The organism is uncultured Parasphingorhabdus sp. (assembly GCF_963975555.1).
Lineage (GTDB): Bacteria > Pseudomonadota > Alphaproteobacteria > Sphingomonadales > Sphingomonadaceae > Parasphingorhabdus.
The window spans coordinates 747,422-768,188 of the sequence record NZ_CAXBHH010000001.1 but is presented as its reverse complement, the minus strand read 5'-3'; the positions used below and the strand labels follow the sequence as shown (position 1 = coordinate 768,188).

Here is a 20,767-nt window from a genome sequence, read left to right as displayed (position 1 = left end):
GCGGCGCAGAAGTCGCTAGGACGCGATCTTCTCGACCGCACCGATGATATTCTCAAGCGCCGTTGCCGTCAGATTGGCATGGCCGTCCGACGCGGATGTGAAGCGTCCTTCCTCAAGAATTTCTTCCAGCGTTTTGCGCGCGCGCGACACACGGCTCTTCATCGTGCCAACAGCGCAATTGGCAATTTCGGCGGCTTCTTCATAGGAATAGCCGCCGGCGCCTACCAGGATGATTGCTTCTCTCTGATCGTCGGATAATTCCATCAATCCGCGCTGCAAATCTGCGAGGTGCAACGGATCCTGCTGTGATGCAGGAGCGGACAATATCCGTTCGGCTACCAGCTCGTCGTAATTTCCGGTGAATTTCTTTCTTCGCATGCTGGAAAAAAAGGTGTTCCGCAAAATGACAAATGTCCATGCCCGCATCGAAGTACCGGCAATGAAACGGTCCCGAGCGGCCCATGCTTTCAGCAATGTGTCCTGAACGAGATCATCTGCCACGTCCCGGTCGCCGGCGAGACTACGCCCGAAGGCACGCAAATGCGGTATGGCTTCCGCCAGTTCCTTTTTGAACTGCGCTGATGGCAGGGGTTTATCCTTACCCATTCAGGTCAGACCGACTGTCGTCGGTATCTTCATCGTCATCATCGTCCAGCTGGTCTAAAAGCGCCAACATGTCGTCAGGGAGCGGCTCCTCCAATACGCTTAAATACATATTTTTAAGCCCGAGGCCCAATCTCTGTTGCATATCATCCTTGCTTTTCACCGGCACGTCCTTTGGTTTTTTAACCCGTCACCGCTATCCGGTGATTCAGTCTGATTTTTTTCCGGGCTCGCCAAATCATGCCTCGATTTTGTTTGCTTGCTTAGAGAACCCCTGATGTTCGTAAAGGTTGCATATAAATTTTTACCACGAATGTCCAACAGCAGGGAACGATCTTTGCAACTGCCCGTTTTTTCCTCGGAGGGAACAACTCGAACGCGGAGATTTTAGCAATGCCAGATAGCACAGATGAAAAGTCCAACCTCAAAATGGAGGGCGAAGGAAGCCGGGAAGGCTCCCGTAGATTCCAGGAGGCCCAACATGAATTCGCAGAGCATGCCGATGTCGAAAGCAAGGCAAAGGATGCCGCACGGGCGCTCGACGGTGAAGAAGCCGCAGAACTGGAGAAAGCCAGAAAAGCCTCGGCACAGGGAAAAAGTTCTGTTTAAGAGCAGCGAATATTGAGTGGCGCAGATAGAATGGGCGCGGGATAGAAACCGCTGCCTTTTCTGCGCCGCTTACATCCCTGGCAGACCGCCACCAAGAGAACGAAAGCTGTCGAACATCGTCCTCGTCGCACCGGAAACCGCATCGGCGGACAAGATTTCCTTGAGATCGGCCTGCCCCATCCCGTGCTTCTCGGGCAAATAACGCCCGGCCATATGCCATTCTGCGAATTGCAGTTTCACCGTTTGGTTTTGGCTGACAACGTTGAGGCCGCTATGTCGATCGTCGCGTTCAATGTGATGAAGAAGATCATTGGTCGCGGCCTTGTCTCCTTCGAGACATTGCATGAAATTTGTGCCGTTAAATACCAGCAATCCTGTGATTCCGAGCCGCTGGTTATTGCGTTGCGAAGCCGTCAGAATGGCCAGAAAATCGTCCAGGCTCAGCCCAGCGGTGGCGGTACTCACGTAGATGAGGGAGGTCAAAGGGGCGGGCACATGTAACTTTCTTTTGGCAGCCTGGCGACGGTGATTGTCGCGACCCAACCAATTGTCAAAAAGGTCATTTAGGGAGTTTGATCAATGGCTTCCTTAACATAGGTTAGCGCGATTGGCTATCATTCAACGGGCTGCTTGTCATCCAGCAGGTCGGACGCTCCCTGCCCCGATCGTTCTGAATCGACCAGCTTCTCGACATGGTCTTCAGGAGATACGTCAAATATCTTTGCCACCGCCGCTTTGACAGGTTTCTCGACAACAACATCGCGGGCTTCGGCATTGCCGGTATTTTCGGCCACGAATGGCGGCCCATTGTCAAAACGCAGGCGATATATTGGTTCCGGCAAGGCAAAGCCGGACTCTTCCAGCGCGTTTTTGGTAACCCGTATCGCCGCCCCCCTCGCCTTGTTGAAATCGCTGTCACGCTGGTCAATCCATCCGTGGAACGCGATCAGAATATTAGAATCGCCGACTTCCTTTATCTCGGCGGTGGCCTCGGGATCATTCAGGACAAAATCCTGTCCGTTAATTGCCCGCAAACCGGTTGCAATCGCCGCTGCCGGATCATCATCGGCATCGACCCCCAGTTCGAAGCTGAACCGGCGCTGCGGATTGCGGGAATAATTCAGTATTTCCGCTTTGAACACGGTGGCGTTGGGGATGCGCAGGTGATTGCCGTCGAGCGTCATCAAAATCGTTGCCCGCGAGGTCAGCCGGACAACCCGGCCTTCCCGCACGCCGATCAGCACATGATCATTGGCCCGAAACGGCTGGCGGATACTGAGCATGATACTCGACATATAATTGTCGACCGTATCGCGCAGGGCAAAGCCGACCGCCAGACCGATTACCCCGGCACCGCCTAGCACCGCACCCAGCAAGGCGGTCGCGTTGAGAATATCCAAGCCGATGAATATTCCGACCAGAATGAAGATAACGCGGACGGATCCCGCGATCAGTTCGGCGAGAAAAATATTGGGCGTCACCCGTTCCCAGAAGCCCATGCGCGAGGCAATGAAATGGCCCAACAAGCCGACAGATATCGCGACGAGAAAGGCAATCCCGATCAGCGGCAGCGCCGAAAGGAAATTCTGCAAACTTGTACCGAATTTATCAACGACCGGTTCAACATTCTTGCCCACCGACAGATCGCGTTCAAATTGCGTTTCCACCGTGACAACGCCGGATACCCGCTCTGCAATCGCTTCGGCACGGTCAGCTGATGCGTTGTCGGCGATCGCACCCGTCAAGCTCACAACACCGGCATCGACAGCGACCCGCACGCCTTCGAGACCTTTTATCTCCTGGAAAATGCCGCGCAACCGGTTGGCAATGGCCATATCATCGCTGCCAGTCGCTGCGGGGTCGATGACAGGCGCCGCTTCGTCCAACGGCTCCGGCAACTGGACCTGTGCGCTTGCCTCACTGACGACGGGAAGCACGCTAGCTAATCCGCATAACGCTATTGCGAGAGATACGACGGTCAGAAGCGAGCGATATAGGGACATGTTTCTCCGATCAGCGAATTTCGCATACGCCAGTATGTAGCAAAAGTTCCTGCCAGCGGGAAAAATTTAGTTTGGAACCGACAAGCCGGCCCGATGTTGATTGACCATATTCAACGAACAACGAGGGTAAAATGACAAACAACACTTCCACAGACATATTGAATGACATTCTGGAAACCCTGATCGATTCCGCGCATGGCTATGAAAAAGCAGCCGAGATAGCGGACCGGGAGACTTTCAAGAATTTCTTCTCCCGTCGCGCCGCTTCCCGTCGCGCAATGGCGGCGTCCGTTCGCAATGAAATAACAGCACTTGGCGGTACCGCGGAAAACGATGGTACAATTCTGGCATCGGCACACCGCGTATTCATGGGCCTGAGCGCTGCATTGCAGGATAACGACGAAGCCGCGATCGAAGCCGTCGAAACCGGCGAGGAATATCTTCGCAAGAAATTCGAGAAAGCCCTCGAGAACGATGAGCTGTCGGTTTCCGCAAAGACGTTGCTTAAAAATTACCAGGGCGAATTGAGAGCGGACGGCCGCCTTATCGACCATCTCGAAGACGCGACTTCCTAAATACCCATCGCTGTAAGAATTAACGAAAGGAATATATCATGGAATATGGAATCATTGGCCTTCTGGTTTTGGCTTTGGACATTTGGGCGCTGCTGAGCGTCTGGGGAAGCGGATCGTCAACGGGCGCTAAACTCATCTGGACCCTGATCATTTTGGTCTTGCCGGTTGTCGGGCTGATTTTGTGGTTCTTTATCGGACCAAAAGGAGCAGCCCGGGCCGTTTAGCCTGACCTCTCCCGCCTGATATCATGAGCCCCGACAGACACCTCTCTGGTGAATGTCGGGGCTTTTTGGTTTTTACCCCTTACCGACCAGGAACCCATCATGGCCAACACTTCATCGAACAACAGATTGGCAAGCGAACGAACAGACCTTGCCGAAGACCGCACTGAGTGGGCCGAAGATCGAACGATCATGGCCAATGAACGGACGTTTGCAGGATGGATGCGCACCGGACTTGCCGCTGTAGGGATCGGTCTGGGGTTCAACGCCCTGTTCGGAAAGCTCGAACCATTTTGGCTGCCGAAAGCGATTGCGTCGCTGTTCATGGTCATCGGCATATTTATTTTCTGGGCTGCGCAGCGCAACGGTTGCGCGGTTCAGGACCGTCTGAATTCGCACAAAGCGACGCCTGTAAAACCCAATAATATGCGCTTGATCTCCGGCTTGATGGCACTGGGTGCCAGCTCGTTGATTGTCGCCATATGGGCAATGGATTTTGGTGACTGAATTTCGGACAAACGGGAACCAATGCGCCTCCCGCCGGTAGATATTATGAATATATTATCACGGAAAAAGGAAAATAACATGCGTTTCATCATCAGAACTATCGCGGCAGGTGCCGTTTCGATGGCCGCCCGAATTATCATCAAGAAAATCCAGGACAAAAAGCAGGCCGATACCGCCGCTTAGGGAGCACGAGGGGCTGGTGGGCGTCAACCATATCGCGGCGCCCGCTGGCCTAGATCTAGATAATGCCGGCGAACACGTCATCCGCCCTTTTCGGGTCGAGAATATCATTGTCCGCCAGCCACTCTTCCACCGCATTGATATCGGGCGTCTGATATGGCTGAATCCTAAGCCCTCCGTTCGCGAGAGCTTCGATGGTCGCGATAAGGGAACCGGTTTCGGCGAGTGAATTGCGGACGTCACTTTCCTCTTTTCCCAAATGCTCGGCTAGCAGATCATTGCGCACGCGGGCGATCTGGCCGGAGACGGCTTTACCTTCAGTGGCAGAAGCATCAATCGCCGCATCACACTCGCTGTCAAATCCGAGCGAGCGGTTGTTGAAATTAGACGAACCGATGCGGATATACCGGTCATCCACGATCAATATCTTGGCATGGACATAGATCGGCGTCCCAGCGGCATTATACGGGTGGAACATGCGGAAACGGTCATATTTATCCCGCGCCTTCACCGCTTGATATAAACGGGCGCGGGACGAATTCATGATTTCCGCTTCCAGCCATCCGTCCGCACTTTCCGGATTGACGATTACAATTTCGGGTCCGTCCGGTTCCGAGAGACGTTCGACAATGGCGCGGGCAATCGCAGCGGATGCGAAATACTGACTCTCCACATAGATATATCGTTCTGCAGCAGCTATCAGATCGACACTTAAATTCTCGATTTCGTTCACGCCCCGCTGGTCTTCCATCTCCGGCAGCGTGCGGGCGATGGCAACGGGACAGTCGGTAAAATCGGCGGTCAAACCTTCCGGCCAGCAATCCGCATGCGCGGTAACCGCTTTGACTTTCTTGCCGCCAGCGACATCCCAGTGCTGCTCGGCATATTCTCCCAACGCACGAGCAACGTCTCCCTGAACCACCATCGCTGCATCATGCCATGGCCCGGCATCATTGTCGTCCGGTTGCCGACGATACTTCTGGCTCTCTTCATGAGAGCGGGTATCCCAACGATTATTCGTAATATCAATGCCGCTGCAAAAAGCCGTATCCTCGTCGATAACGATCACTTTTTGATGATGCGCCGCACCAACCGGATGGTGTGCGTCGAGTTTGAAATGCACCCGCGGGTGGAAATACCAGCGCGCCAAGGTCATCACACCGTTTGCCCGTAAAAAGGATTTCATCGCGCCGGTATCCCAGCGCAGCACATAGATGTCGAGATCGCGGTTCTTCCTGAGCAACCAGTCGAAATAGGCGCCGATCTGTAGTGGCCCCTCCATTTGCTCCTCAGTATCGTGCATTTCCACACGCTCATCGAAATCCCAGCCCAGCAGCATGATCCGTTGCTTGGCCTGCGCGAGTGACTTTCGCACCGCCCGAAAGTAATTTTCGCCATCGATGAGCACGGCGGAACGATCAGCATGCTCCACACGCCAGCAATTTTCTCCGGGCTTGAATATATTTGCCATCGATGATCAACCTTTCCGGCGGGATAGAGTTCCCATTATCACAATAATTTATGCAACCAATCCGATATTTGTGCGTTTTGTACGGATGAATGATCAGGTAGACCAATCTCTCACGACAATTGAAATTTTGATCACGCAACTCCGATCCATGTGGCAAGGCATCGTCAGCCTGTTGCCCAGTCTGGTCATCGCTTTCCTGTTCCTGATCTTAACCTGGATTGTCGCAAAATTTGCGACAAAAATTGCCGATCGCCTGACCAAAAGGACCTCGATGCGCCCCTCCCTCCGGGAGCTTGTCGAGACTCTAGTCCGGATCGCGATCTGGACAATCGGGTTGCTCGTGGCTCTGACCATATTGCTGCCCGACCTGACACCCGGCAGCCTGATCGCCGGACTGGGCGTCGGTACGGTCGCCATCGGATTCGCTTTTCAGGATATTTTCGAGAATTTTCTTGCCGGAATATTGATCATGTTGCGTGAGAAAATGCGGATCGGCGATCATATTTCCTGTGAAGGCATTGAAGGAAAAGTGGAGCAGATCCTGCTTCGCGAAACGCATATCAGAAAACCGTCCAACGAATTGACAATCGTCCCCAACTCGATTCTTTTCAAAAATCCGGTGGAGATTTTGACCGACCAAAGCCAGCGGCGCCATGAAGTGGTGGTCGGCGTCTCCTATGACACTGATCTTGAACAAGCGCGCGACGTCATCCGCACTGCGGTTGAAGCTTCCGATATCACTGACGGCAGCAAGCCAGTCGATATATTTGCCTGTGAGTTCAATTCCAGCTCGGTCGATTTCAAGCTTCGCTGGTGGTCGGGTTCCGCGCAACGGGACTTTCATGAAAGCCGCGATCAAGTGATCCGGGCGGTGAAACGCGCACTTGATAAAGCAGGGATCGAAATCCCCTTTCCCTATGTCACCCATACTTTCAAAGAATCTGTGCCGATAGCTTCCAATGGCGATTGATGATAATTCTTCGGCTTCGCTCAGCATTGACATGCACGCGTTGCTGCCATCAGCTGGGTGTGGAGCAGTCAGGAGAGTTCCGATGGTTGAACCACGTTCGTTTCATAATCGCGTCCAGTCGGTGGATACACAGCTCGATAACGGCACCAAGGTCTGCCTGCGACGCGTGAGTCACTCGGACCGTGATCTGATCGAAAAGGGCATTAGCGAAATGTCAGACGAAAGCCGCTATTTGCGCTTTTTTTCGGGAGCGAAGACCATGCCTCCATCGGTGATCGAACGGTTGGCAAGCGTCGATGGAGTCCTTCATCTTGCTTGGGGAATGGTCAATATGGAAGATGATAGCCGTCCCGCGATGGCGGTGGCGCACGTGTTCCGCGAAACAGAAGATAGCGACACCGGAGAGTTTGCGATTGGCGTATTAGACCAATATCATGGCTTGGGCGTGGCGCGCATGGTGATGACGGCTATGTTTCTGGATAGCTATTGCGAGGGGTTGAGAAATCTCCGGATCGAAGTCTTGCACAGCAATAAAAAAGCGTCTGGCCTGATGAGGGCTGTCGGTGCCACACAGTGCGCGCTCGAAGGCTTCGTCGGGCAATATAATCTCGTTATCGCAGACGCAATCTCAGCGCTGCAGAAGATGGAAAGCCCCAAAGCCATCCCTGATATCGTAGCTGCTTTTGCTGCAGATTGACCACCAAGATTTGGTCGGCACAGACCATCAGAATTTCACCCGTCGTGGAACCAATGCCTTATAGGTGCGTTTTAAACCATGATCTCTGGGCGATGAACGAATTCACCTTCGACCCATAGGTTTGCGCCGGAAAGCGCAAGTTTGACTGATAAAGCCTCCCAATGCTTGTCAAATTTTGCGCTTTCCGGCCTTTCTACCAGAACTGGCACCGGATGACCGACTTCACGTCCCTTTCGATGCCTTCACGTTGGACGGCTATCAACGACCCGCTGCGACCGTTCCTTCAGATCTTTTATATCCGGCTTGTAAACAATGGCCTCGAGCGCTCTCGCCAGAGCATTGCGGGACGCGTCCGAGGCAGCTGCAGAAAATATGTCCGGCCAGGACCTTGCAAGAGCGAGCAGACATAGCTGGATGCGCTGTTGCACCTCTACTATCCCGGCCCCGTCCCGCGCAATTTTGATAAAAAAGTCGGTGAACAAATCCGCCATATCTATTTCTGGACCGTGCACTCTGACATATCTAGGCTCTTCGGGAGAAGAGCAGGCTTGCGCATAGACCTCGAAGCAGCGCAGGCCGCTATCCAGCACGGATATGGCCGTGCCCGGGTCATTCACCGCCGGAGAGAGAGCCCGGGAAGCTATTTCGGAAAGCACAACCAGCCCGAACCGGGGGTCCTGAGCAAAACTGCGGTCATGCTCGACCAGTATCGCATCGCGAAAGGGTTGCGGATCAACTGCATCCGCGTCGCCCCCCGACAAATAGAGCAAAGGTCGCGCCGGATAGACCAGTTTCCCGGGATGGATTGCGAGATAGACCGTGACACCATGTTTTTCGGCGGTCTCCTCTAGCCGTTTCATATCGACGGAGGTAACCACGCCGCTGGCTATATCGCATCTGACAGGACGAGCCTTCTCGGGTATCTCGACCGGCGGCTGGGTTGCGAGAAAAGGATGCTCGCCATGCCACCGCAGCGCCTTTGAAGTTGCCTGCTCGACGCGACCGATCAGATCGTTCATTCTCCCGAAGGTCGATAGCTGTTGAATCCAGTTTATCAGCGTCCCCGTAATAATCACAATCACCGCTATCGTCGCGAAGAACAGGATGACCCGTCCCCGATCGTCATAATAGCCGGCCGACAAGCCAATGATACCGACGATGCTGAACAGGAACGTGCCGAGGAAGGTCGACAATGCATTTTGCGACCGATCATCTGCAAGCATCAGCGCGATGGTTCTCGGGGTCGCAGTATTGGTCGCGGAACCATAAGCCGACACCATGATGGAGACCGAAAAAGCAATGACCGCCAGCATGCTTGATGCCAATATTGTCAATATGTCGCCAACCGAACCGCTGGCAAGCTCAAGATCCGCTTCATAGGGAATCATTGGGCCGACCCACTCCGCTGCCGCCGCTGCGGCAATCGCCCCCACGCTGAATAACATCGCGCGGAACCAGATTTTTTCGGGCAACCGCGAAATATATTTCCTCAATGCCAAAATCATGCGCCGTTCTTTCATGCGAGTTCAATCCGGTTTCTAAATGGCGGTCCGTGTCGAAATCTGTTCATACAGCGAGGATAGCGGCATTTGATTGGCCCGGCCAGTACGGCTTTCGCTATCCGATCGGCAGCAGCGAAGGCGGCTCGAAACAAAAATACCAGATGGACGCTTTAATTTTGCAACAATCGGCATTAGGCAATCGTGAAATCGTGAAATCGAATATCCTGATAATATGACTCGATGGGAAAGAATATGGTTCGCATGAAGACGGTAGCGGCTGTCATGGCTTTGTCTATTTTGGCTGCAGGCTGTTCAGGTGGTGGTTCAGAATCCAGCGAACCGGCGGCAGACACAGTGAAAGCAGAAGCACCGGTCGATACCGGACCGCCAGCCGCTGACGATGTCGCCACATTGGACGGCGTTGCTTATGCAAGCCTGACCGGTGACGCCGAAGCCGGAAAATCCAGTTTCAACCAGTGTCGCACCTGCCATGTGATCGATCCGGGAATGAACCGCCTCGGTCCCTCGCTGGCAGATATTGTTGGGCGGGAAGCCGGAGGGGTCGCAGGCTTCAACTATTCCCCAGCCACTGCCGATAGCGGTATCATCTGGACGGAAGAAAAATTAAACCAGTTTCTCGAAAAGCCGGCGCGGGTCATTCCGAAAACCAAGATGTTCTATGCCGGCATGCCGGATCCACAGGCACGCGCCAACCTGATTGCCTATCTCAAAAACCCAAGCTGATCAGGCTTTCCAGCATCCGGCGAGATGGTCGTCGGTCATGCCGATGGCCTGCATATAGGCATAGATGATGGTGCTGCCGACAAAGCTCATGCCGCGTTTCTTGAGGCTTTTGGAGATCGCATCGCTGATCGGCGACGTGCTCGCCATATCGGAGAAATGGCCCGGTCGGTTGACCGGCGGGGCACCATCGATATGGTTCCAGAGCCAGTTATCGAAGCTGCCAAATTCCCGCTGGATTTCCATGAAAGCCAGTGCGTTTTTGCGAACCGAGTAAATCTTGAGCCGGTTGCGGATGATGGACTCATCTTCGCGCAGCGCCTCCAGTTCATCGTCGTTCATGATAGAACAACGCGCGATATCAAAATCGTAAAAGGCGCGGCGATAGCCATCGCGTTTGCGCAGCACCGTTTCCCAGCTCAGGCCAGCCTGCGCGCCTTCAAGGATCAGGTTTTCGAATAACAACCGGTCATCATGGACGGGCACGCCCCATTCCTGATCATGATAATCGCCGTAAAACTCCTTGCCCGGCTGTCCGCCAAAGCATCGGTATTTCCCGTCTGAGCCAAGCACTGTCATACGGGTAAATTAGCTTTTTCGACGGGTTCTGACAATTTTATTCAGCGGGCTGGATATCCGGTACGCGGCCCTGATCCGGTGTCCACCAGCCGATCTTTCGCTTGATCCCGTTGAGCAGCCGCGGGATCGGCGCGTTGCGGTCCATCCATTCGGCATAATCCTTATAGGCAGGATCACCGAGCAAATGCTTTTCTTCGGTCTTGGCCCGCCAGTAATAGACCCCGCTGACCAGAGCCATCAGCACCGTGTTGCGCACCAAATCGGTGAAGCTGCCGGAAGTCACCAGAAACGGCATGCTCGCCAACCACCAAAAGGCATTTTTCGCGACATAGGCGGGATGCTTGGTCCAGCTATAAGGACCGTGGGTCAATATCCCGCGATGGGTGAGATTGGAAAAGCGTAGACCGAAAGCAACCGTCGCCCAGGCATAGAGCGCCGTGAGAATGACCAATATGCCGCCCCATATCCAGAGGATCGTGGTCTGGCCCTCGAACCAATAAGCCCAGTCGGCGGTGTTGACATGATAGTTGAGCGGTCCGTTATCGCCCATCAGGATGAACGGCGGATAGCACATCAAAGCAGCAACCCAGCCTGCGAGATAGGGATTGGCGGTGCGGATATGGGCATCGAGCGGCTTCATCGTCAGCAAATAGCCAACCGTCGCAAACTGGACATCGACGACGAACATCGCGGTGATCAGCCAGCCTGCAATGGCCACCGGGTCGCCGGCAAGATCGTTGATATCAAGCCGGACAAGATCACCAAAGCCGCCGGGCACGATCGAGATCATGAAGGCGAGGAAGAAGCCCTTCACCGCCCAGGCGCGCAGATGATGATAAATTTGCTCGCGATCAAATTCACTCTTCCTGCCGGTCAACAGCTGGCCGAAATGCCACGCTCCGTCACGCGGTTCGATCGTGTAGCGGTCCATGAACAGGATATACGGGATGGACAGCACGAACAGCCAGGGCGCGACCATTTCCATCATCTGCATCGAAAATTGATATTGTCCGGTCCAGTACCAGCGTCCGACACAATAAATGGTCGCGATAATGCCCCATGTTGCCCAGAGGCCAGCCAGCTTCACGAGACTGATGTCGAATGTCTGTTTGAGCGATTTCGGATTCTGCCAGTCGATCCCGGTAGAGGGTCGCAAATGGACCTTGTCCATCAGCAGCGACCAGATCACCATCGGCACCGCACAGGCAAGACAAGCGGCGAGCGCCGAATAGGGACCGTCCATGCCATATTGGCGGGCAATCAATATCCATGCGGCCAGTCCGATCAAGCCCGCCACGCCGACGCCATGGGAGACCGCCGACCGGGGGCGCGGATCAACGTTTCTGGATTTCTGTCCGAACATGCGACTGCCTTAGCCAAAAATAGTAAGCAAGCCGTGAACAGCGCGATTTATGGGGAATATCATCGGTTTGACCTAGAAAAATTGCTTCGGTTCCCCTATGATCAGCTGCAAATGGCGGATCGGCATAATTTGATGATAAAACACAGGGATCTCATGAAAAAAATTGGACTTCCACTCGCAATTTCGATCCTCGCGATTTCCTGCACCAATGGGGAAAACGCACAAGCCAATGGAGGCGCGACAACCGAAGCGCAGGCGCTGGCCGATATTTCTCCCGTCGATCGCAAACCATTTGAAACAACCGCAATCGCGAGTTTTGACGAACCATGGGCGATGACATTCCTTCCCGATGGCCGGATGCTGGTCAGCGAAAAAGCAGGCAAATTGCAACTGGTCGATGCCAAGGGACAGAAAACCGAAATCAGCGGCGTGCCCGAAGTTGATTATGGTGGACAGGGCGGCTTCGGCGACATCGTGCTCGCTCCTGATTTTGCGACGAGCAATATGGTCTATCTAAGCTGGGTAGAGGCTGGCGAGAAGGACACCCGCGGCGCCGTGGTTGGCCGTGCGAGACTGGAATTAAAAGGCCAGAAACCCGCGCTGAAAAATCTTGAAACCATCTGGACGCAAAATCCCAAAGTAGCCGGCAGAGGGCATTTTTCCCATCGAATCGCATTTTCACCTGATGGCGAGTATCTCTTCATCGGCTCGGGCGAGCGGCAGAAATTTGACCCGGCGCAAGATATGACGATGAACCTCGGCAAGATTGTCAGGCTCTATCCGGATGGCACCGTCCCCAAGGACAATCCATTTATCGACAAGGACGGCGCGCTTCCCGAAATCTGGTCGCTGGGTCACCGGAACATTTTGGGCCTCGCCTTCGACAGCAAAGGCCGCCTGTGGAATCAGGAAATGGGACCGCGCGATGGCGATGAACTGAATCTGGTCCAGCGCGGTGCCAATTATGGCTATCCGATCGTTTCGGAAGGCAATCATTATGACGGCAAGAAAATCCCCAATCATGATACGCGCCCGGAATTCGAAGCACCAAAAGTGGCCTGGGTACCGACCATCGCTCCGAGCGGATTGATCTTTTATTCCGGCGATCTCTTCCCTGCCTGGAAGGGCAGCGCCTTCGTCGGCGGGCTCGCTAGTCAGGCATTGATCCGCGTCAGTTTCGACGGCGATAGTGCCAAGGAAGCCGGGCGTTTCCTGATGGGCAATCGTATCAGGGAAGTCGAGCAGGGACCCGACGGCGCGATCTATGTGCTCGAGGACGGCGAAAACGGCCGGATGCTCAGGCTGACACCGACCAAATAGTCCTTCGCTGAAGGAAGCCTATTGCGAAGCGGCGGTCGTCGTTCCTGACAAATCGCTCAAAAACTGACGGACGCGCTTGGCGTTGGCGCCGATATCATGCACGCCGACGCGGCTGACCGAGCGCATGTCGATGATACTCGCTGCACCATTTTCTGCCGAACGGGCGCGAATGACGATATCGTCCTTGAACCGGAACAGCGAAATCGTGTCGGTTGCTTCCAGATTACCCGAAGCCGGATCGACGCTGACGATTTTCCAGCCGCGATCTTCTGCCAGCCGTTTGGCTTTCTCGATCACCACGGCGACCGGTTGATCAATACGGACCGAGCGAATATCCGGATAAGCGTCCTGATGTGCTGTTGCCCAGCGCTGGCGGGGGTTCATCCCGCGCATGTCACTATCATCCGCTCCCGGTATATTATCCCAATTGTCGGCGCGCAGGGTCAGAGCGGTAAACTCCGGCGGATCGGCGAGATCGGTGGTAATATCATGAATGGCCGGAAGGGTCAGGATGGCCGTAGCATAGGGGATCATGAATCCCAGAAAGCCGAGCGTCCCGACAATGCCAATCCCCAACAGGGGCCAACGCGTCTTGCGTGCCTTGCGCCGGTCGAGCACGATGAAGATTATCGCCAGAATGAGCGTGAGCAAAGCTACCAGAAGAATCCACGGTATCGCGCCCAGACCCGCTTGCCAGCCCCACAAACCGATACCGCCGCCAGCGGCAGCGATAACAAATGCCACAGGCGCTCCCAGGCCGAGCAGCAGGATGAGCCAGCCCCTGGGATCGCGGCGCAGCGACGCCAATCTGACCGGTTTCGCTGACGCGGCTGCCGGTGGCAAATCGCCGGTCGATGGTTCGGTTGGCTTGTTCTGGTCCATCACACGCAAACTCCCTTAACAGATCAATCTTTTAGCTGGCACTCCGCAATCATGCAATTGCAACCTATGTCGCTCGACATTTACCACAAAGCGGGGTAGCGCGCGCTTTTCCTGATAGACGAGACCCACGAATTGGCCAGCATCATTCCTCTCGCGGAAATCGACCCGCAACTTGTCGAGGCCCTGCTCGACTCCGCCTTTGGCACGGACCGGCATGACCGGACCGCCTATAAGTTGCGCGATGGCATGGACATGCTCGAAGGCCTGTCGCTTGCCGCAGTCGATCAGGAAAAGCATGAATTGCTCGGATCGATCCAGTGCTGGCCGGTCGCGCTGACCGATGAAGAAGGCCGGAAACACCCGATGATCATGGTCGGACCGGTAGCGGTCTATCCCGATTTTCAACGCGAAGGCATAGGCCGGGCAATGATGGCGGCTCTGCTGAAGGAAGTTCATCCGGATGATCCGTTGCCGCTGGTGATGATCGGCGACCCTGAATATTACGAACGTTTCTTCGGATTTTCGGCCGAGGGAACTGCGGGATGGACACTGCCAGGGCCATGGGAGCCCTCGCGGTTACTCGTCCGGAGCAACCCGAAAAACCCTTTACCCAAGACCGGCACGCTCGGCCCCTGGACAAAATAGCGAGTTTCAAGATAGCGAGTCTAAGGCTTTACAGAAATCACGCCGGGTAATAGTCCCGTTGCATGCCCTATACGCCACCACCCGAACTTGCCTCGCTCTCCATCGCGGAAATCGCGGAACTGGCCGAAGCGCAGAAACTGCCCCCTGTCGATCAGTGGGAACCACAGGAAACCGGCGACAGCGAGATGCGGATCGCCGCCGACGGGACCTGGTATCATCAGGGCGATCCGATTCTGCGCCCCGCCATGGTGCGCGCTTTTTCCAGCATATTACGACGCGAACCGGATGACAGCTATGCGCTCGTCACCCCCTATCAAAAATTGAGCATAATCGTCGACGATGCACCATTTGTCGCGGTTGAACTGGAAAGCCAGGGCAGCGGCGCAGAACGGACGCTCGCCTTCCGGCTCAATACCGACCATCTGGTGATCGCAGGAATCGATCATCCGTTGCGATTTGGTACGGACAAGCCACAGCCCTATTTGCAAGTGCGTCGCGGACTGGAAGCAGTTGTGGGACGGTCGGTTTATTATGAATTGGCGGAGCTTGCGCTGGAAGAAGGCGCTGACCCCGTCGGCATCTGGTCTGCCGGTGTCTTCTTCCCGATGGATGCTGATTCATGATCCTGCGCGACCGGCTTGAAAAGGCGCTGGTGAAAGGTCATGCGAGTGATCTCGACCATCTGCTCTATAACGAGCGCGACCATATTGATGATCTAAAGGTCCTGCGCGATGCGGCGGTGCTGATTGCGGTGACCGATCGCCCCGATCCAGGCGTGATTTTCGTGCAACGGCCCCAGCATATGCGCAATCATCCGGGACAGGTCGCCTTCCCCGGCGGCAAGATTGATCCGGGTGACCGGGATGCGATCGACGCGGCCTTGCGCGAAGCACACGAGGAAGTCGCGCTTGATCGCAGCCATGTCGATATCATCGGCATGACCGACAGTTTCCAGTCGGGAAGCGGCTATAATATCCAGCCCGTGCTGAGCGTCATTCCCCCCGACCTGCCCTTTATCGCCGACCCCGGCGAGGTCGAAAGCTGGTTCGAAGCGCCGCTTGATTTTCTGCTCGACCCCAAGAATCGCACCATCCACGAAGGGACATGGAACGGGCGCAAGCGGCATTATTATGAAATCTACTGGCAAGAATATCGCATCTGGGGGATCACTGCCGGGATTTTGAACAATCTCGGAAAAAGGCTAGGCTGGGAACCATGATATTACCACCGGCAGACTGGATGGACAGGCGGGGCCTCGCGGCGTTGATTGCGGCGCTGGATGGCCGAGCGCGCTTTGTCGGAGGAGCCGTGCGCGACACCCTGTTGGGGCTGGAAGTGAAAGATATCGATGTCGCTACGCCCTTGCTGCCCGAGGATGTGATCGAGCGTCTAACCGCAGCCTCGATCAAGGTTGTTCCCACCGGCATCGCCCATGGCACGGTTACTGCCGTATTGCCCGACGGACCGGTCGAGATCACGACGCTTCGTCGCGATGTCTCGACCGACGGACGCCGGGCGACGGTCGCATTCAGCGATGATTGGCAGGAAGATGCTGCGCGCAGGGATTTTACCATCAACGCGCTCTCCGCCAATCCCCAGACGTTTGAGGTCTTTGACTATTTCGGTGGACTGGAGGATCTCGAAAATCTCCAGATCCGCTTCATCGGCTCGGCCGCAGAACGGATCGCTGAAGACCATCTGCGGATCATGCGCTATTTCCGCTTTCTCGCCCGCTTTGGCCAGGATCAGCTTGATGACGAGGCCTTTCCTGCCTGCACTGCGGCGGCGGCAAAACTGGAGAACCTGTCCCGCGAACGGGTGGCGGACGAGCTTCTGAAATTGCTGGGCACCGAAGACCCGGTGTTTGCGGTAAACCAGATGCTCGAGGCGGGCATTTTCAAGCATATCATCGAAGCGGTCGACAAAGACGCAAGCGCCATTTTGCACCAGTTGGTCGAACGCGAGCAGCGCCTGCACGTCATGCCGACCTCGATACGGCGCTTGGTGGCGCTGCTGCCCAAGGACGCAGACAAGGCAAGCCACATTGCCAAAAGCCTGAAACTGTCGAAGAAGCAACAAAAGGCGATCGGGGAACGGCTTTCGTCGCGATTGGGCGGGGATAGGTCCGAACCGGACACAGCACCAACAGACATCCGCGCCTTTGCCTATCGCACCAATATCGAGGCAGCCCGTGATGTCGCGCTTCTGTTCGCCGAAGAGACCGTCCTGCCCGATATGCTCGCGCGGCTTAAAGGCTGGCAGCCTCCGATCTTTCCGCTAACCGGCGGTGATTTGATCGAACAGGGCTTAAAACCCGGCCCGGTTGTCGCCAAGACTTTAGCGAAAATAGAAGCGGCGTGGATTGCGCAAGGATTTCCCGACGAGCAATGGGTCAGAAAATTCGTCGATGATCACGACCTGACGCTTCTGACATGAGCCGGAAAACCGGTAGTGACAAAATTGATATTCGCGGCGGAAAAAGCTATGTTGAATAGACGCCGAAACAGGAGAGACGAACGATGACTGACAATGCAGGAAACAAGGATTTGGTCGCGTTGATCCCTTCGCCGCGCGCCGATGCCTTCACCCATTGCACGGCAGCAGATTATGACCGGCTCTATCAGGAAAGCATCACTGATCCCGACGGCTTCTGGGCCCGTCAGGCCGAGCGTCTCGACTGGCAGACCATGCCAACCAAAATTTCCAATGCGTCCTTCGATCCGGTCTCGATAAAATGGTATGAAGACGGCATATTGAACATCTGCCACAACGCGATCGATCGCCATGTGGCTGCCGGCAAAGGCGATGTCACTGCCCTGATTTTCGAACCCGACGATCCGAAGTCGCCAGGCCGCACGATCAGCTATGCCGAGCTGCAGACCGAAGTCATCAAAATGGCCAATTGCCTGAAGAATCTGGGCGTCCGCAAGGGCGACCGGGTGACCATCTACATGCCGATGATCCCGGAAGGCGCGATCGCCATGCTGGCCTGCGCCCGGATCGGCGCGATCCACAGCGTCGTCTTTGGCGGTTTCTCTCCTGACGCTCTGGCCGGCCGGATCGAGGATTGCGACAGCAAGTTCGTGATCTGCGCGGATGCGGGACGGCGTGGCGGCAAGGCCGTACCGCTCAAGACCAATGTCGACGAAGCACTGACCCGCGACGGTACGGAAGTCACCGCTGTGCTGGTGATCAATCATACCGATAGCCCGGTGGAAATGACCGAGGGGCGCGATTACTGGTATCATGAAGTCTCGACCGACGTCCCTGCGGATTGTCCGTGCGAACCGATGAACGCAGAAGACCCCCTGTTCATTCTCTATACGTCCGGCTCGACAGGCAAACCCAAAGGCGTGCTCCACACCACCGGTGGCTATGCGGTCTGGGTCGCCACGACCTTCCACTACACATTCGACTATCAGCCGGGCGAGGTCTTCTGGTGCTCGGCCGATATCGGCTGGGTCACCGGGCACAGCTATATCGTCTATGGTCCGCTGATCAACGGCGCGACCGAGATTATGTTCGAAGGTATTCCCAACTATCCCGATTTCGGCCGTTTCTGGGACGTCGTCGAAAAGCATAAGGTCAATATCTTTTATACTGCACCGACCGCCATCCGCGCCCTGATGCGCGAAGGGGACGGGCCGGTCAAAGCCCATGACCGCTCGTCGATCCGCCTGCTCGGCACCGTCGGCGAACCGATTAATCCGGAAGCCTGGCGCTGGTATTATGACGTGGTCGGTGAAGGCAAGTCACCGATTATCGATACCTGGTGGCAGACCGAAACCGGCGGCATCATGATCACCACCCTGCCCGGCGCCCATGGCATGAAACCGGGTAGCGCGGGCAAACCGTTTTTCGGCGTCCAGCCACAATTGGTCGATGGCGAAGGTCAGGTTCTCGATGGCGCGACCGACGGCAATCTGTGCATCACAGCCAGCTGGCCGGGACAGGCGCGCAGCGTCTATGGCGACCATGAACGGTTCATCCAGACCTATTTCAGCACCTATAAGGGCAAATATTTTACCGGTGACGGCTGCAAGCGCGATGCCGACGATTATTACTGGATCACCGGCCGGGTCGACGATGTCATCAATGTCTCGGGCCACCGCATGGGCACGGCGGAAGTCGAATCCGCGCTCGTCTCGCACCCCCACGTCGCCGAAGCGGCGGTGGTCGGCTATCCCCATGATATCAAGGGACAGGGCATCTACTGCTATGTCACGCTTAACGCGGGCGTGGAAACATCAGAGGAACTGGTTGCCGAACTCCGCGGTCACGTCCGCAAGGAGATCGGCCCGATCGCGACACCCGACCATCTCCATCTGACGCCAGCTCTGCCCAAAACCCGTTCAGGCAAGATCATGCGGCGCATCTTGCGCAAGATCGCCGAGAATGAACATGGCGCGCTGGGCGACACGTCGACACTAGCCGACCCGAGCGTCGTTGATGCTTTGGTCGAAGGGCGCTTGAATAAATAGCTGCACTTCGCACTGGCTGCGAAGCCGTATCGACGATCAGTTTCTAGCCGTCGAAGCCGACAAATACGGCGGCCTCGTCAACCGACTTGCGCGTCGATACCACAGCGTTTGCCGGAAAGCTCTCGTCCGGCCAGCCGAGCGCGATGCTTTTCATGATCACCTGATCATCGGCGATCCCGGCATGCTCGCGAACCACCGGCGATTGCATGATGCCCTGGCTGTTGATGACCGTACCCAGTCCCCGCGACCAGGCTGCGTTGACCAGTGCGGTTGCCACCGCGCCGCAGTCAAATGGCGTGTCGTCACTGCCGTCGACCGCGCGGTCGTAAGTAATGATAACGCAAACCGGCGCGTCGAACTGCCGGAAGCCTCGCATGACCCAGTCCTGCCGCGCATCCTTGTCATCGCGCTCGATACCCATCGCTGAAAACAGCTGCTTCGCCACGCCGATCTGCCGCTCGCGGTGCTCGCCGGCGAATGGCTCACCCTGACGGAACTCGCGCGATTGCGGCACTCCGGCCAGCATCCGTTCGGTGTTGCCTGCACGAATTTTTTCCAGTGGCTCGCCGGTAATGACGTAGAAATTATAAGGCTGCGTATTCATTGACGAAGGCGCGCGCATCGCCAGTCCGAGAATCTCCTCGATCAGCTCTTTCGGCACCGGTTCCGGTTTATATCCGCGTATGCTGCGGCGACCGAGGACAACTTCATCAAACTTCATGGGTAGCTCCGATTAAAAATGTTTGTCGCTGGCTAGCGGACAAATGACCATATGCAAACCCCGCTATCATCAGTGGTGCGGCAACGGGTCCAAATTGCCAATGATAAGCCGGTCGCGATATTGGGGTGCATGGCAGCTATAATCTGTTAAGCCAAAGCCCATGAGAGAACATTTTGAACGCCACAAGCAGGCATGGACCAGCGAAGAAATCCAGAAGCTTCATGCCTTTGCGAAAAAGGGCATGACCCTCAAAGCCATTTCCAAAGCCCTGACCCGCAGCGAAGAATCAATCCGCACGCGGTCCAAACTGGACAAGCTGAAGATTGCCAAAAAACGTTAGGCTTTAATTTCGGCTATTCTCCGGCGGGGAACGCGACGCAGCTATTGATCGGCGCACCACATCAGTTGGATACCGTGACAGAAACCTCTCATCGCAGCAGCAAAGCTGCTTTGCCATAGATCTTCGAATCCCGATGGGAGGAACCTACAGTTGAACACCGCTCGCAAGTGGAAGACAGCCATTCTCTTCTAGTCCCGGGTCACCGAGATTCGTTATACTTGCGCCTCGCAATCGAAGTTGAATATATTGGAAATCGGTTCAATAGCAGCCCGCCAAAATAATGCGGGATCATCGATATTTTCTACAGGCGTACTCTTCCGGTCTATATTAAGTATAATAGCCAGACAAATGAACTCT

The 20,767-nt window shown here is 55.5% G+C and carries 25 protein-coding genes; 15 read left to right on the top strand and 10 right to left on the bottom strand.

Annotated elements, in window-relative coordinates; all coding sequences use genetic code 11:
- Positions 1–15: 15 nt before the first annotated feature.
- A complete protein-coding gene (locus AAC060_RS03795) occupies positions 16–606 on the bottom strand; it encodes a sigma-70 family RNA polymerase sigma factor (RefSeq protein ID WP_339823034.1) in 591 nt (196 codons plus the stop codon).
- Positions 599–766, bottom strand: a complete 168-nt coding sequence (locus tag AAC060_RS03790) for a NepR family anti-sigma factor (RefSeq protein WP_339823032.1) — start codon at positions 764–766, stop codon at positions 599–601. The genes AAC060_RS03795 and AAC060_RS03790 overlap by 8 nt, the downstream gene beginning before the upstream one ends.
- Before the next feature lie 230 nt (positions 767–996).
- Between AAC060_RS03790 and AAC060_RS03785 the strand changes: the two genes are divergently transcribed.
- The gene (locus tag AAC060_RS03785) at positions 997–1,212 is read left to right on the top strand and encodes a hypothetical protein (RefSeq protein WP_339823030.1); all 216 of its coding nucleotides are present in this window, start codon (positions 997–999) and stop codon (positions 1,210–1,212) included.
- Between the two features lie 69 nt (positions 1,213–1,281).
- Here the strand turns inward: AAC060_RS03785 and AAC060_RS03780 are convergent, their stop codons facing one another.
- Positions 1,282–1,755 carry a BLUF domain-containing protein gene (locus AAC060_RS03780; RefSeq protein ID WP_339823029.1) on the bottom strand — a complete coding sequence of 158 codons (474 nt, stop codon included), beginning with the start codon at positions 1,753–1,755 and terminating at the stop codon, positions 1,282–1,284.
- A 71-nt stretch (positions 1,756–1,826) separates the two neighbouring features.
- Positions 1,827–3,215, bottom strand: a complete 1,389-nt coding sequence (locus AAC060_RS03775; RefSeq protein WP_339823027.1) for a mechanosensitive ion channel domain-containing protein — start codon at positions 3,213–3,215, stop codon at positions 1,827–1,829.
- A 131-nt stretch (positions 3,216–3,346) separates the two neighbouring features.
- On the opposite strand from AAC060_RS03775, the gene AAC060_RS03770 reads away from it, so the two are divergent.
- The 3 genes from AAC060_RS03770 to AAC060_RS03760 all read left to right on the top strand — a co-directional run bounded on the left by AAC060_RS03770 (position 3,347) and on the right by AAC060_RS03760 (position 4,518).
- On the top strand, positions 3,347–3,790 hold the full coding sequence (locus tag AAC060_RS03770; RefSeq protein ID WP_339823025.1) for a PA2169 family four-helix-bundle protein: 444 nt from the start codon (positions 3,347–3,349) through the stop codon (positions 3,788–3,790).
- 38 nt (positions 3,791–3,828) lie between these two features.
- Positions 3,829–4,014 carry a PLD nuclease N-terminal domain-containing protein gene (locus AAC060_RS03765; RefSeq protein WP_339823023.1) on the top strand — a complete coding sequence of 62 codons (186 nt, stop codon included), beginning with the start codon at positions 3,829–3,831 and terminating at the stop codon, positions 4,012–4,014.
- 99 nt (positions 4,015–4,113) lie between these two features.
- Positions 4,114–4,518 carry a DUF202 domain-containing protein gene (locus tag AAC060_RS03760; RefSeq protein WP_339823021.1) on the top strand — a complete coding sequence of 135 codons (405 nt, stop codon included), beginning with the start codon at positions 4,114–4,116 and terminating at the stop codon, positions 4,516–4,518.
- A gap of 238 nt (positions 4,519–4,756) precedes the next feature.
- Here AAC060_RS03760 and AAC060_RS03755 read toward each other — a convergent pair whose 3' ends face one another.
- Positions 4,757–6,169, bottom strand: coding sequence for a phospholipase D-like domain-containing protein (locus AAC060_RS03755; protein ID WP_339823019.1), 1,413 nt, complete (start codon positions 6,167–6,169; stop codon positions 4,757–4,759).
- A gap of 85 nt (positions 6,170–6,254) precedes the next feature.
- Between AAC060_RS03755 and AAC060_RS03750 the strand changes: the two genes are divergently transcribed.
- Positions 6,255–7,139: a mechanosensitive ion channel gene (locus AAC060_RS03750; RefSeq protein WP_339823017.1), complete on the top strand. Its 885-nt coding sequence runs from the start codon at positions 6,255–6,257 to the stop codon at positions 7,137–7,139.
- Positions 7,129–7,836, top strand: a complete 708-nt coding sequence (locus AAC060_RS03745) for a hypothetical protein (RefSeq protein ID WP_339823015.1) — start codon at positions 7,129–7,131, stop codon at positions 7,834–7,836. Before AAC060_RS03750 ends, AAC060_RS03745 begins: the two co-directional genes overlap by 11 nt.
- Positions 7,837–8,078: 242 nt before the next feature.
- Here AAC060_RS03745 and AAC060_RS03740 read toward each other — a convergent pair whose 3' ends face one another.
- Positions 8,079–9,341: a DUF2254 domain-containing protein gene (locus tag AAC060_RS03740; protein WP_339823013.1), complete on the bottom strand. Its 1,263-nt coding sequence runs from the start codon at positions 9,339–9,341 to the stop codon at positions 8,079–8,081.
- 47 nt (positions 9,342–9,388) lie between these two features.
- Between AAC060_RS03740 and AAC060_RS03735 the strand changes: the two genes are divergently transcribed.
- Positions 9,389–9,574, top strand: coding sequence for a hypothetical protein (locus AAC060_RS03735; protein WP_339823011.1), 186 nt, complete (start codon positions 9,389–9,391; stop codon positions 9,572–9,574).
- Positions 9,575–9,590: 16 nt separating this feature from the next.
- Complete coding sequence (locus tag AAC060_RS03730; RefSeq protein WP_339823009.1) at positions 9,591–10,082, top strand: cytochrome c family protein; 492 nt, start codon at positions 9,591–9,593, stop codon at positions 10,080–10,082.
- On the opposite strand, the gene AAC060_RS03725 is transcribed toward AAC060_RS03730, so the two are convergent.
- Positions 10,083–10,658, bottom strand: coding sequence for a DNA-3-methyladenine glycosylase I (locus AAC060_RS03725; protein ID WP_339823007.1), 576 nt, complete (start codon positions 10,656–10,658; stop codon positions 10,083–10,085).
- A 37-nt stretch (positions 10,659–10,695) separates the two neighbouring features.
- On the bottom strand, positions 10,696–12,021 hold the full coding sequence (locus AAC060_RS03720; protein WP_339823005.1) for an isoprenylcysteine carboxylmethyltransferase family protein: 1,326 nt from the start codon (positions 12,019–12,021) through the stop codon (positions 10,696–10,698).
- A gap of 153 nt (positions 12,022–12,174) precedes the next feature.
- Between AAC060_RS03720 and AAC060_RS03715 the strand changes: the two genes are divergently transcribed.
- A complete protein-coding gene (locus AAC060_RS03715) occupies positions 12,175–13,341 on the top strand; it encodes a PQQ-dependent sugar dehydrogenase (protein ID WP_339823003.1) in 1,167 nt (388 codons plus the stop codon).
- A gap of 18 nt (positions 13,342–13,359) precedes the next feature.
- Here the strand turns inward: AAC060_RS03715 and AAC060_RS03710 are convergent, their stop codons facing one another.
- Complete coding sequence (locus tag AAC060_RS03710) at positions 13,360–14,223, bottom strand: DUF1499 domain-containing protein (protein WP_339823002.1); 864 nt, start codon at positions 14,221–14,223, stop codon at positions 13,360–13,362.
- 132 nt (positions 14,224–14,355) lie between these two features.
- On the opposite strand from AAC060_RS03710, the gene AAC060_RS03705 reads away from it, so the two are divergent.
- The 5 genes from AAC060_RS03705 (at position 14,356) to acs (ending at position 19,349) form a co-directional block, all read left to right on the top strand.
- Positions 14,356–14,868 carry an N-acetyltransferase gene (locus AAC060_RS03705; protein WP_339823000.1) on the top strand — a complete coding sequence of 171 codons (513 nt, stop codon included), beginning with the start codon at positions 14,356–14,358 and terminating at the stop codon, positions 14,866–14,868.
- A gap of 62 nt (positions 14,869–14,930) precedes the next feature.
- Positions 14,931–15,491 (top strand): DUF1285 domain-containing protein, encoded by a 561-nt coding sequence (locus AAC060_RS03700; RefSeq protein WP_339822997.1) that lies wholly within the window; start codon positions 14,931–14,933, stop codon positions 15,489–15,491.
- Positions 15,488–16,087, top strand: a complete 600-nt coding sequence (locus AAC060_RS03695) for a CoA pyrophosphatase (RefSeq protein WP_339822995.1) — start codon at positions 15,488–15,490, stop codon at positions 16,085–16,087. Before AAC060_RS03700 ends, AAC060_RS03695 begins: the two co-directional genes overlap by 4 nt.
- Positions 16,084–17,304 (top strand): CCA tRNA nucleotidyltransferase, encoded by a 1,221-nt coding sequence (locus AAC060_RS03690; RefSeq protein WP_339822993.1) that lies wholly within the window; start codon positions 16,084–16,086, stop codon positions 17,302–17,304. The genes AAC060_RS03695 and AAC060_RS03690 overlap by 4 nt, the downstream gene beginning before the upstream one ends.
- Positions 17,305–17,387: 83 nt before the next feature.
- A complete protein-coding gene (gene acs, locus AAC060_RS03685) occupies positions 17,388–19,349 on the top strand; it encodes an acetate--CoA ligase (RefSeq protein ID WP_339822991.1) in 1,962 nt (653 codons plus the stop codon).
- 43 nt (positions 19,350–19,392) lie between these two features.
- On the opposite strand, the gene AAC060_RS03680 is transcribed toward acs, so the two are convergent.
- Positions 19,393–20,070 carry a nitroreductase gene (locus AAC060_RS03680; RefSeq protein WP_339822989.1) on the bottom strand — a complete coding sequence of 226 codons (678 nt, stop codon included), beginning with the start codon at positions 20,068–20,070 and terminating at the stop codon, positions 19,393–19,395.
- A gap of 160 nt (positions 20,071–20,230) precedes the next feature.
- On the opposite strand from AAC060_RS03680, the gene AAC060_RS03675 reads away from it, so the two are divergent.
- Positions 20,231–20,410 (top strand): hypothetical protein, encoded by a 180-nt coding sequence (locus tag AAC060_RS03675; RefSeq protein WP_339822987.1) that lies wholly within the window; start codon positions 20,231–20,233, stop codon positions 20,408–20,410.
- Positions 20,411–20,767 lie beyond the last annotated feature (357 nt).